Origin of the sequence: Bacillus shivajii, from assembly GCF_020519665.1 — a bacterium.
Taxonomy (GTDB): Bacteria; Bacillota; Bacilli; order Bacillales; family Salisediminibacteriaceae; genus Bacillus_CA; species Bacillus_CA shivajii.
In genome coordinates, this window is record NZ_CP084703.1 from 3633882 (window position 1) to 3646875 (window position 12994).

The following is a 12994-nucleotide window of genomic DNA, read 5'->3' on the forward strand; positions in this document are numbered from 1 at the left end:
TAAATAAATGGACGAAAAAGTATGTAAAGATTCAAAAGTAATTAAAACCGGACGCGTATTTCCTCAAGATACGAACAACCATAACACCCTTTTTGGCGGAAAACTAATGCGCGATATTGATGATGTCGCTTCCATTTCTGCAGCAAGACATTGCCGTAAAGAATGTGTTACAGCTTCAACAGACTCTGTTGACTTCCTTCATCCAATACGCCAGACAGACTCAGTTTGTCTGGAATCATATGTCACCTCAACTGGAACGAGTTCAATGGAAGTATTTGTGAAAGTCATTGCCGAAGATCTACTAACTGGTAACCGCAGACTTGCAGCTACAAGCTTTTTAACATTTGTGGCTCTTGATGAAAATGGAACACCAGCATCTGTTCCAACGGTAAAGCCTCAGTCAGAAGAAGAAGTCTATTTACACCAAACGTCTCCAGACAGGATTCGGATGCGAAAAGAGCGACGTAGTCAAAGTAAAAGCCTCGCACAAATCGTCTCTGACTTAAAGCCTTGGGAAGATAAGTAACGCCCCTCACTTCATGATATTTGCTACACAGATCGGGAATGATGTAATTGAAGGAGGGATCCATTTATGAGTGAAAACCAAGACCACCACACGCACGATAATCATACCCATCAACATAGCATTGCTTGTGGTCATACAAAAATTCGTCATGGTGATCATATTGATTATGTTCATAATGGACATTTACACCATGAACACGACGGGCATTGGGATGAATGTAAAATTCCTATAAGTGAAACGAATCCTGATGAATGTAACGAAATTAGTTGTGGTTGTAATCATGATGAAGATTGTGGCCATGAAATGGTTCCACATGGTGATCATATGGATTATTTAGTAAACGGTAGACTTCACCACGTTCACGGAGACCACTGTGATGATCACGGTCCTGTTGAAATTGTCAATGTTCAATAATTCAAATCATGCTTTCTAAGAATAAAAAAGGTGATACCCTCCGTTGTGGTATCACCTTTTCTTTTTAAATGTATAGATTTGCACGAGAAACAATGAGTGTGGTCATTACTCCGTTTGTTGTAATTGTTAACATAGACAAAATGACCGCTTCTTTAGGTAGAACTGTCATTGCTGAAACAACAATAGCAAGGTCAAATATAAAAACGGTAATACCAACATTGAGCCTCCACATAAAAGAAATGAATTGAGCTAACAAATCAATACTGTCCGTACTAATGTCGTATAAAAATAATATACCAATACCAGCACCTAAAAAGAGTCCTCCTAATAAGGCGCTAAATAAAGGACTTGAAAAGTAAATATAAGTATCGAAATTTAACACATCGATAAAAATCCCAGTGACAATCATACCAACTATACTATTCATACAATAACTCCGATGAAAAAACCATATTACTAAAAATATGGGAAAGCTCAATAAAACGAAACTCATCCCTACACTTAAATCCCACATATAATTTAAAACAATTGCTACTCCGATAATTCCCCCGTCAACAATGTAATGTGGCATTATAAAACTGTTAACCCCTACGCTAATGAATGTTGCTCCAATAATAATAACCATCAATTTTTTTAAAAGATTCATGAAGCCCTCTTTAATAAAGATTTTGGACATGTATTAAAAAGTATGCATTCTCTTTTTTCAATATGTATACAGATAAAGAAAACTCGCCGATTGGCGAGCCTTGGGCGAAGACAGAGGCATTAGTTGCGACGAGCTTTACTTCTTGATTAAGCTTCGAGCTGCGACGAGTAACCGCAGGAGCCAACGCACAGGACGTGCTAGCACCGGTGTTGCGATAGAACATCGCGTTTTTAGCCGGTGAACTTATACTTAGTTCTTTAAAATTTTCTCTTCGTCGATCTACTTCTTCGCTAAAATTTTATAAACGCTTAACGTGTAAAAAGAGGGGGATTCCTATAGTCGCCTGACTTGAAATCTCCCTCTTTAATCTATGGTCATTTATTGTGCATTTTCACGAGATACTTTCTTATTTGGTCTAGATGACCATTCATGTCAATTTATTTAAAGAAAAAGTACACCTAGAACGGTAAGTGCACTTTTTCTTTTTTATTTCTATAATTTTACTGTAAAGCCGTTTTTAACGTTTCGATATTACTTCGCATTAAACTGAAGTAATCTTCACCAGCTTCTACATCTTCTTCTGTCAAAGATTCTAAATTATGAATCCATAGAGCTTCAGCCCCTACTTCATCGCGAACTGTCTCAGCAATGCTCACTGGAATGTTTTGTTCGAACATAACGTATTCGATATGATTCTCTTCCATTTGTGCAATAATATCTTGTATTTGGCTGATTGAAGGCTCATTAGTTGGAGAAATACCTGCAATTCCAACTTGGTGGATACCGTAACGATCTTCCCAATATCCATAACCTGCATGAGATACAACAATCGTATCTTTTGTCATTTCATTAGAAAATTCTACGAACTCTTCATCTAATTTTTCAAGTTCACCTTTTAGCTCTTCAAAGTTAGTGGTAAACTCCTCTTCAGCTTCTGGTCTCAATTCAATTAAAGCCAATTTAATATTCTCAGCAAGTTCAATCGCACGAATTGGATCTAACCAAACATGTGGATCTTCGTCACCATGTGCATGGTCATGTCCGTGGTCATGGTCATGATCATCTTCTTCATGTCCGTGTCCATTATCATGATCATGGTCGTGATCATCTTCTTCATGTCCGTGTCCATTATCATGATCATGGTCATGATCATCTTCTTCATGTCCGTGTCCATTATCATGATCATGGTCGTGATCATCTTCTTCATGTCCGTGTCCATTATCATGGTCATGGTCATGGTCGTGGTCGTGGTCATCTTCTTCATGTCCGTGTCCGTGATCATGGTCGTGGTCATCTTCTTCATGCCCATGTCCGTGATCATGGTCATGGTCATAATCAATGAGATCAATTCCATCTGCAGCAGTTATAACTTTTACATCATGAGAATCTACTGTTTCTTTAATGCGATCTGCAAAACCTTCAAATCCTGCTCCATTGTATATGAATAAATCAGCATCAGCAATGTCAATCATTTGGTTTGCTGTAGGTTCAAATGTATGTGCATCTGCCCCCACAGGTACGAGATTTTGTACATTAACATACTCTCCACCAATTCGATTCGCAAAATCTTCTAAAGGAAAAAGAGTCGTGAATATTTCTAACTCCTCAATTTCTTCCACAACTTCTTCTTTTGTTTCTTCTCCAGCACTTTCCTCAACTTGTTCTTCTTCTGACTGTCCACAACCAGCTAGAAAAGTAGATGCAATTAACATGCTAGAAAATATTATTGAAAATCTTTTCATTATGCTTCCCCTTTCGTAACTATTACGTTTTTTAAACCCACAAAGGATTATAACGTAACAATTACGATTTGTAAATAAGAATTTTTACGATTTAAAATCGATTTATTCTGTTCATTAAGAATGGTCTATTATTACATTTATGAAATAAAACTTGAAGGAGACCATGAAATATATTTCGATTTTTTCCACATAAAAATGATCCTTATTTGTCGATAAATAAGGATCACTCTTCTAACATTATTCACCACTTGCTTTATCCCACTCTTCATCAGTCGGTGGGAACGTTCTTTTGATCTGGAATGACAGAATGAGCGCAACAACTGTCAGCAGACCGATCAGTCCAAATGCTACAATCGCTCCTAATATATCTGGATTGGCGACTCCCGTCCTATCTCCTGCCGCTCGTTCAGTCGTCGTCATTACTGTCACTAACATTGCCGTTCCAATAGACGCTGACATTTGGCGAATTGTATTCGTCACTGCCGCTCCGTGCGGGATTAGCTTTCTTGGCATTTGATTGAGCCCTGCAGTATTTGTCGGCATCATTACCATTGAAAAACCAAACATCCGAATCGCATACATTACTGATAAATAGACAAGTGATGTCGTCGTATCAATGAACAGAAAAGCAAAGGTTGAGATTGTCATAATGATCAGACCTGGTACTGCCAGTTTTTTCGCCCCAATCCGGTCAAAAATCCGCCCTGTAATTGGAGCCATCAAACCGGCAACCAATGCTCCTGGTAATAACACAATCCCTGCTTCAACCGCTGTAAAACCTCGCATCGTCTGCATATATAATGGAATAAGTGTCTCCAAACCGATAAGTCCCATAAATCCAATACTTGTAATGATTACGGAAATCGTATAAACGCGCTTTCTAAAGACACGAAACTCCAGCATTGGATGTTCCATTCGTAACTGCCGTAAAATAAATGCCACAACTGCAATCGTCGCAACCGATAATACGATAATTGTGATCGGGTTCCCCCAGCCAAAGTTTCCAGCACTCGTAAAACCGTAAAGTAATCCACCAAAACCAAGTGTCGATAAAATAATCGAGATCGGATCGACCTTTGGGTTTTTCAATTCAGTCACATTTCTCATTGTGAAAAAGGCAACGACAATCATGATTAATGACAATGGGAGCACTCCCCAAAATAAGTAACGCCAATCATAATTTGATGTGACAAAACCAGATAGTACCGGTCCAATCGCTGGTGCAAACGAAATAACGAGACCAATATAACCCATCGCCGTTCCTCTTCGCTCCACCGGAAAAATAAGGAGAAACACGGTTTGCATTAATGGAAGCATGACACCCGATCCCGCTGATTGAATGACCCTTCCAGTGATCAACATAGGAAAATTTGTTGCTAGACCACCGATAAGTGTTCCAAATGCAAAGATACCCATTGCCGTTAAAAACAACTGTCGCGTCGTAAATCTTTCAATTAAAAATGCCGAAATTGGGATCATAATCCCGTTTACAAGCATAAACACGGTTGTTAACCACTGACCAGTATTTGCTGTAATATCCATCTCTTCCATTAGCGGAGGAATCGCTGTAATCATTAATGTTTGATTTAACACAGCAATGAAGGAACCAGCAAGAAGCAGCGCTGCGATCAACACTTTATTATAATTTTGTTCGTTTTCCATAAGAAGCCCTTCTTTGTCGGTCTATTTTGATTCGTGAATCTATCTATCTATCATCTTGAAATTAAAGTCCATTTATTTCGCGAATCTAATAGAAAATTATACAGCTATGTTGGAGAAGTGACAAATGAAGTATTTTTAAAGAGGATATTACTAGTTCAAATTTGATGGTAATCAGTTACTAATAAAAGGAAGAAGGGGGCGATGGATTGATTGATTGATTGATTGATTGATTGATGCAATAAAAACATTGTTTTATTAAAGAAACTCGGCGATTGCCGAGCCTTTAGGTGAAGGTAGATACTTAGTTAAACTCACACGTTGTTCCTAAAAAAAAAAACTCAACGTCGATTCTGCTACTTCTCTAAACATTTATTGTATTTTTGTTCCTACTTATATTCGCCTTCCAATTGAACACCTAATCCTTCAGCCATACGATTTACAAAATTAAAGTATGATGTAATTTGGCAAATATCAAGAATTTCTTCATCTGTGCAACCAACAGATTTTAAGTTTTCAACGTCTGAATCAAGAACACTTGTTGGTTTTTGTGTCAGTTTAACAGCATAATCAAAAATAGCTCTTGTTTTTTCATCAAGAGTAACTTGCTTATAGTCTTTTTTTAAGCCTGCTACTAACTCATCGTCTTTCGTTAACAAATGGAGCGCCGCCCCATGATGTTCCATTCAGTAATGGCACTCATTTTCTGCTGATACGACTGTTGCAATCCCCTCACGTATATGGCGAGGTAATGGAGATTTTCCAAACATCATGACTTTATAGTATTCTAAATGAGCTTCTAATGATTTGGGATTCAGAGATTGAACCTTTAAAATGTTAGCCATTTTCCCATTGAACTTTTCATATAACTCTCTTAATTTCCCTTCTGATTCTTCAAATTCGATCATACGAATTCTAGATTCCATTCACGATTCTCCTTTCTAGTTTTGAATATAATAACATGAAAGTGATAGTGCAGAAAGAAATACACTAAGCATAACATCTTAAAATTCCCATTTAACAAAAAACTTTTATTTTATATATAACACATTGCCCTCCTGATGCCCAGCAACTAACAAAAAAAGTCCAGTCTTCCCGACTGAACGAATAATAACTGCAATGCCTTATTGAACTACCGCCTTTTGTTATTTCCTCCTAAACAGTATCCTTGTACTATGCATCAAAAGTCATATCTAGCCTTTAAGTTTGTTTACTATATATAATTGAGTTCCAGATCATGCTTACCAGTTTTTGAACTTAAATATTATATGTCTACTTTAGTACCTTTAATTTCATTAGGGACTACTTCAAAAACTTTACGATGCTCATCTAATTTGTTGTGAGTATATTTGAAACCGCTACGTAGCTCTGACGAAACTTTCTATTTTAGCTTCAATGCGTTCTTGTCCTTCTATTAAATAGGGATACAAGGATTGGTTGTGTCGATAAGGTCATCGACCTCTAATAGTGAGCGAGTATTATTTGGGGTAACATTAGGGACTTGTTACATATAGAAGTAATAGCAAATACAGTAGTTATAAGGGGCATCGTGAGGAAAACACTCGTTGGTAACTTCGACGTTCGACACAGGACATGTCGGTAATTAATCGAAGTTCTCCTTCTCGATATGTGTCATTTTCACCGGACTTCTAGAACATTCTCTATTAGCCAAAATATACTTTTACACTCCCTTCTTCTTTTGCTATTGCTAAACAGTTTTGTATAAAATTTAAGATTTGCTCAAGGTCCCATGTGACAAAGTCATTTTCTGGCAAGGAAGAATCACCATTATCAAATAATTTCTTGTATTCATTTAAAGCCTTTTCAATTTGTTGTGTTGAAAAAGTAGATGTATCACCGATTCCACTGACTCCTGCATAGTAATCACTCGCATCAAGTAAACTGTACAGTATAGTTGCATGATCATTCCACATGCTAAATCGTGCATAAGCAATTTCTTCTCCAGCTTTATTAAATCCAGAAATATCGTGACCCATATGTCATTCATCCTCCTTAGAATTCATTTATTTACTATAAATCGCATAAAAGGTTATGAGTGATCATGATTTGTTTACATCGTTCATCACTCCTTTCAGGTTTGTGTTTTTATGAAACATTTTTTAGGGAAACAGATAGAGAAAAAAGAGTGTTAAGGTAGAATGGTGAGAAGATTAATGAAGAGGTTGTTCAAAAACGTTGGCATCATTGATCAGTTGTTTCACTTTGAAGGATTTCATTTTACAAGGTGTTAAAAAATAGAGGTAAGATCAAGTGGTAATGTGAGGTTGTCTATATAATTATCAAAACATTCTAAATTTGTCAATAGTCACCTTAGAAAATTATGGTATATTTCTTTATGTAAGGAGTGCCTCGCTCTTTTTCAGTCGCAGCATAGCTCCAATGCGGTATTCTATTCCCTTTATACCTTTGTAATACTCTCGTACACCTCCCCTCCACACTTTTCACAAGTAAACTGAATCTATACCTAATATCAATGCTTATCAAATGCAACACAAAGCTACACAAAATCATTTTAATTTAGTGTCATTATCGGATGTGACCTAGGCTCGCTCTATAGATCCTTTACATGAAAAAAAGAGTGCTTCTAAAGCCCAACACACAACTTTGAAACCACTCTTTAAAATGTACACTATTTAGACTGACAAATGTATTTAGTATATTCAAATATAGCTGAATATTGGGGATTGATATCATTAAAGTCATCAAGTCCATCTACAAGATCTTTATCAGGCTTTGTATTAACTTCAATTAACCATAACTTCCCATGTTCATCTATTCCCATATCGATTCCTAGTTCTCCAAATGTGCCAAATTCTTTGTCGATGATTTCCGCAATCTTTGTAGCTGCCGATGCTATATCTTCATAATCAGGAATGCTTCTATTGGAAAGCGGACTGCTCAAATTTGGATAAATATTTTCATACAAGTCACATTCTCCACCAAGTGAGTAGTTTGTGATGGAAAAACGTGACTTTGCTATTTTCACATAATTACTTATAGCTCTCCAACGTCCCATCTTATCTTTAATCACTAGTATCCTCATGTCAAAAAGTCGTTCTTTGTATTTAAGCAACCGAATGCCTTCCTGTATAACGTATTTCTTGTCACTAGTATAATCCATTATATGTTCTCTTAACTCTTTAACATCATTTAATACAAGCTCCTGCATATGATCCGTTAAAAAAATAAGTTTATATTTCTTATCAATTTTTTCAATTGACATCACTTGCTTGCCTTTGCTGCCGTAAATGGCTTTTAAGAAAATGAAACCATGCTGTTTTAGCATGATCAACAAATCATTAAAGTTTTTATAACGAATGGTCATGGGGAAGTATTCAGTAACCTCTTCATATTTTGATAACTGGCTGTACGTTTTCCATTTACCGATTTGATCCAGGTTATTAATAAACGGTACCTTTAATTCCTCCCTTAGCTTCTCACGTATTTCCTTAACTTTGGCCTTCTCGGAAGTATTGAAACCAGCACCTCTATCATAGATAACATCAGGAATTGGAAACCATCTAAATGTCCATTTATCCGTCCCAGGAAGTAATGTAAATCCCTTAATTCTACTCTTTTCCCAATCAACACTATCTATGGAGAAAAAATAACATAAAAACCCTTCCGCTAACCCCGCTTCCATATGTCCTAAAACCGTATTTTTATATAGGGGTTTTTGTAGACGTTTAGGTTTTACAAATATACCAAGTACTGGACCTAGGTGAAGATCTTCCCCCTTCACCCAAAGGTTAATCCTATAACCCTCAAAACCAGCTAAATCCTCTTTTGTTAATGAAGGGTCAAATAGTTGTGGTATAAGGTATATACAATCTTCCGTATGTTCAGTCGGTTTGAAATAAACCTTTCTTCGTTTCTGCCCAATGAAAAGGCTATATTCCACTTTTTCTGAAAGCTTTAATAATCTAAATATTTTTTTAGATAAAAGACAAACATTGTTCTTGTTACTCTCTTCTAACCAATTAAGCTTAACTTTCATTTCCATAATTGACCCTCCCTTATTCCCATAAATATTTTCCATACTCTAATGGATTAAGAAAAGCCTCTTTGACAGTTTCATCATCATAAGCACAGTATAATGCGTCTTTTCCAGGCTTTGCATTGCACTCAATAAACCAAAAATTCTGACTTTTATCAATAGCAAAGTCTATTCCAATGTCTCCAAACGTTCCATATTCTATTTCAATATAACGACAAATTTCAAGTAGAAATTCTTCAGTTCTCTTTCTAAGCTTAACAATGTCTTCATCCTTGAAATTTAATTCTTCTCTGAAAAAATCATCAAAGCAATATACTAATGCACCAGATTTAGTACTTGTAACTGGGCTTCCTTCTATACCTACACGAACAGGACAAGCACCTACAACTAACTGGCCTTCTCTATTTCTTTGAACAGTTGCCCGTAAGTCTACATTTCCATTGTCTGCCTCCATAACATCTATTGCATTTTGTAATAAGAACTTTTTCCCATTAGTTAGATCATTTAACTCTTTTACCAGGTCACTAAAAGAATCAAAATTGACCTTGCATAAATGATCCTTGTAGTAGCTATATTCATAGTTGTTGTTGAATTGCTTCTTGATTCTGCCAACACCTACACCATTATTCCCTAAACAATCCTTAATATAAACTGTGGATGAGACCTCAAACATCGCTTGCAGATCATCCTGATTTTTATACAAAACAGTATGCGGCAAATAAGCTTCAATTTCCTTATGATTCTTAAGACGCTCATACACCTCAAACTTATCAAAGTAATATGTGGGGTTAATTCTTATTAGTTCTTTGTTTGTTTCTAGGTTCCTCCTAATTTTGTTGGATATTGTTTGTTGTGTACTAAGTGTTCCGCCTCCCCGGTCATATAACACATCGGGAAATGGGAAAGTGCTCTTCCTCCAACGTTTTTGACTGGCATGATAATAAGTACCATGTATTATTTTCTTATTAAAATCAACATCCTTGACCGAAAACCAATAAAGAATAGCTTTCGCCTCTTTATTTGCACGCATCAACTCTACTAGCCTGAAAATGGGCTTTTGACTATTAGCCTTCCGCACTTGTCCGTTACTTACAAAAACCCCTATTACGGGGCCAAGACATAACTTATTATTTTTGACAGTAAGGTTTGCTTCCATCCCATCGTACAGCCCCATTTTTTTCGCAATATGACGAGGTACCTTAATATTATTTTGAGTAATGTTTTTCCCGCATTTCACATCCAATTCCATCATGCCAACCTTTAGTGATAATTGCTGATTACTATCTAGCATTTTATAAATCTTTTCTGGCACTAATATTTTTAAAGATGATTTATTTCTAGTTTTTACAACAACCTGTATCGATTTTCTATACATAGGAATCAGTCTCCCTAAACCATATATTCAAAGAGCTTTCGTCCTATTGTATGCATAATGTACCTCATAGTGATAAAACTGTGCCCAAAAACTAACTGGACTTTAAACAACTTGTCCTTATTAAAATTTGAGGAATGAATCCACACACAATTTTTCAAGTTCAATATATTGTAACAAATAATTGTTCCTTAAATTCAACAGTGAGGTGTTAATCATATGTACAAGGTTTCAGAAGAAGAGTCAGGAAAGTGTCTTATTGCAACTGAATTGATTCATGCAGGCACCAAATTGTTTTCATTTGATCCAAGTTATTATCAAGAAGAAAAGACCTATCAAACCATTCAAGTTGGACTGGATAGACATTATCTTGCGGAATCTTTCCTTGTTTTGCTCAATCATAGTTGTGATCCAAATTTGATTGTCAATACAGAGAAAGGCTTAGTATATACAGAAAAAGATATTTATCCAGGAGAAGAACTAAATTATTTTTACCCTACTACTGAGTGGGATATGGCTAGACATTTTGTTTGTCATTGTAATAGCGCTAAATGTATTAAGCATGTTAAAGGAGCATGGTGGTTGCCGTTAAATGTATTGTCCTCGTATCATTTGAATAAACATATTGTTGATCTGATAATTAAAAACATGAATAACCCAGATCTTCTTCAAGGGTCTTGAAGTATTCATTCGCTGAAAAACAATACGAACTTATTATAGTGAAGTAAGTTTTAACATCACGCTCTAGTTTTTTGCACAACAAATGAAGAGACCAGGAAAATCAATCTCACCATATCCTGTGATCATGTCTAAAGATATATTAAATCACTAGTGTTGCATAAATAGTGTCGTAATTTTCAGTTTAATTGTATAACCTTCTCAGAGCCAAAAAGGTAAATACCCAATTAAAGGTGGCTCCATCCATTTGGAAATTAATTTACAATTAGACTAGTGCGACAATGACAAAACTCTGTTAAGGGATGGCTTTCCCTTCAATCTTTCGAAGCCAAATATGCGCTGATTTCCACAATGCAGCCCTTAAATAACGGCTAATTTGCAAGGTTTTTATCCTACTATTTGTCTCAATTTGAGCGAGTACATGCAGACAATAAACAATCAGTGCAATAAATATTTGGTTTTGGATTGCCCATTCGCTTTGCCCATAGAACTTCTTGACTCTGAGATGTTGCTTTATCCACTTGAAAAACAATTCGATTGCCCAGCGTGATTTATACATCTCTGAAATTTCTTCGGCGCTTAAATCAAATCGATTGGTGATCAGTTGCAGTTCATTCCCTTTAGAATCAATCACTTTTAAAAGACGAAAGTAATTTTCAGCACGATTTTGCGTTGTTCCAATCAAGACCATTTGATCGGATAAAACAGATGATTCTTTAGGTAGTATAAAGTCGTCAACTACCCGTATCACAGCGTTCTTCCTTAGCCTTGACAGGAAAAAGTAGCCATCGTCAGTCATACGATCGAAGCGTTCATAGTCGAGATAACCACGGTCAAACACGTACATGCACTCTTTGTCATCAACCATGACTTCCAGCTGATTACGATCGTGTTCCTTCGCTGTTGTAATCAAGGCTTTTTCAGGGTATGAAACTCCTTTTTCCATAAAAACTAGTCGCAAATGTAACTTCACACCAGCTTTTGTTTTGCGGAATTTTGCCCATCTATGATTCGTTAAATTCAACGGCATGGTGCTTGAATCAACGATCTTTAATGGCATAATGAGTTTCGTGTAATGTGTTTTGGCATGTATTTGCCCAACTAAATCCAAAAATAGCTGTTGAAATAAATCTGGATTCATGCCGTTCAATCGTCGTGAAAGCTGAGAAATACTGATGGAATCAAGATCAATCCCTTTTTGTAGTTGATCATCAAAGAGACAATCACTCAGTGCATGGAGACTTTCTACCTCTTCTAGCTGTGCGTATAGTAATAATTTCAAGAATGATTCTGTCGTAAGTTTCTTTGTATAAAAATCTAATTTCAATGTTTTCACCTGTTCATTAAATAATCGAAGATTTATTGGTGAAAACCATTGTCCAAATGAAGTTTTTCGTGTAATCTTATCCATGAGTTGGTCCTTTATTATTGGATTTGGACGGGATTACCACCTGACTTATCCATTATAAAGGACTTTTTCTTTGCACAAAATAACTTTATTGAACATTTTGAGTATTTTTAATAGTTAGCCTAAATTAATGCAACACTAGTGATATTAAATACATTCGATAAAATTCTAAAGCTCGCATAATAAATTTTATTAATTAATTTAGTGACACGAAATAATATTTGCAAACCAGCCTCTTCATGGTGCCGATCAACAACACCACATTGTCGTGCGGTTAAATGAGGTTATTTGAAATAAAAAAAAAGATAGGTTAAGCAGATGTGATGACTGCTCTCCTATCATTTTCTTTTGCTTTTTGACAAGGAGGAAGCACCATTATCGTTTAATTTCTTTGTATTTATTTAAAGCCTGTTCAATTTGTTTTGTTCAAAAAATAGAAGTGTCGGGGTTGTTCAAAAACGTTGGCACTACCATTGATCAGTCATTTCACTTTTCAAGATTATTCATTTTCACCTGATTTAGAGTCTCACG

General features: G+C 36.0%; 11 protein-coding genes. 3 read left to right on the forward strand and 8 right to left on the reverse strand.

The features are described from left to right. The first annotated feature begins 7 nt into the window (after positions 1 to 7). Positions 8 to 526, forward strand: a complete 519-nt coding sequence (locus LGQ02_RS17580; RefSeq protein ID WP_226515609.1) for an acyl-CoA thioesterase — start codon at positions 8 to 10, stop codon at positions 524 to 526. A 66-nt stretch (positions 527 to 592) separates the two neighbouring features. Then, the gene (locus tag LGQ02_RS17585; RefSeq protein WP_226515610.1) at positions 593 to 940 is read left to right on the forward strand and encodes a hypothetical protein; all 348 of its coding nucleotides are present in this window, start codon (positions 593 to 595) and stop codon (positions 938 to 940) included. Between the two features lie 64 nt (positions 941 to 1004). On the opposite strand, the gene LGQ02_RS17590 is transcribed toward LGQ02_RS17585, so the two are convergent. The 7 genes from LGQ02_RS17590 to LGQ02_RS17625 form a co-directional block, all read right to left on the reverse strand. Then, positions 1005 to 1616, reverse strand: coding sequence for a YitT family protein (locus LGQ02_RS17590; RefSeq protein ID WP_319003487.1), 612 nt, complete (start codon positions 1614 to 1616; stop codon positions 1005 to 1007). 470 nt (positions 1617 to 2086) lie between these two features. Beyond that, positions 2087 to 3328, reverse strand: a complete 1242-nt coding sequence (locus LGQ02_RS17595; RefSeq protein ID WP_226515612.1) for a metal ABC transporter solute-binding protein, Zn/Mn family — start codon at positions 3326 to 3328, stop codon at positions 2087 to 2089. Between the two features lie 237 nt (positions 3329 to 3565). Then, positions 3566 to 4990 carry an MDR family MFS transporter gene (locus LGQ02_RS17600; RefSeq protein ID WP_226515613.1) on the reverse strand — a complete coding sequence of 475 codons (1425 nt, stop codon included), beginning with the start codon at positions 4988 to 4990 and terminating at the stop codon, positions 3566 to 3568. Between the two features lie 386 nt (positions 4991 to 5376). Beyond that, positions 5377 to 5913 carry a peroxidase-related enzyme gene (locus LGQ02_RS21405; RefSeq protein ID WP_319003488.1) on the reverse strand — a complete coding sequence of 179 codons (537 nt, stop codon included), beginning with the start codon at positions 5911 to 5913 and terminating at the stop codon, positions 5377 to 5379. 738 nt (positions 5914 to 6651) lie between these two features. Then, the gene (locus LGQ02_RS17615; RefSeq protein ID WP_226515616.1) at positions 6652 to 6984 is read right to left on the reverse strand and encodes a hypothetical protein; all 333 of its coding nucleotides are present in this window, start codon (positions 6982 to 6984) and stop codon (positions 6652 to 6654) included. Between the two features lie 653 nt (positions 6985 to 7637). Beyond that, complete coding sequence (locus LGQ02_RS17620) at positions 7638 to 9011, reverse strand: YheC/YheD family endospore coat-associated protein (protein WP_226515617.1); 1374 nt, start codon at positions 9009 to 9011, stop codon at positions 7638 to 7640. A gap of 13 nt (positions 9012 to 9024) precedes the next feature. After that, positions 9025 to 10380 (reverse strand): YheC/YheD family endospore coat-associated protein, encoded by a 1356-nt coding sequence (locus LGQ02_RS17625; RefSeq protein ID WP_226515618.1) that lies wholly within the window; start codon positions 10378 to 10380, stop codon positions 9025 to 9027. A gap of 216 nt (positions 10381 to 10596) precedes the next feature. Here LGQ02_RS17625 and LGQ02_RS17630 point away from each other — a divergent pair, with 216 nt between their 5' ends. Next, positions 10597 to 11058: an SET domain-containing protein-lysine N-methyltransferase gene (locus tag LGQ02_RS17630; protein ID WP_226515619.1), complete on the forward strand. Its 462-nt coding sequence runs from the start codon at positions 10597 to 10599 to the stop codon at positions 11056 to 11058. Positions 11059 to 11350: 292 nt separating this feature from the next. Here LGQ02_RS17630 and LGQ02_RS17635 read toward each other — a convergent pair whose 3' ends face one another. Next, positions 11351 to 12466, reverse strand: a complete 1116-nt coding sequence (locus LGQ02_RS17635; RefSeq protein ID WP_226514820.1) for an IS4 family transposase — start codon at positions 12464 to 12466, stop codon at positions 11351 to 11353. Between the last annotated feature and the right edge of the window lie 528 nt (positions 12467 to 12994).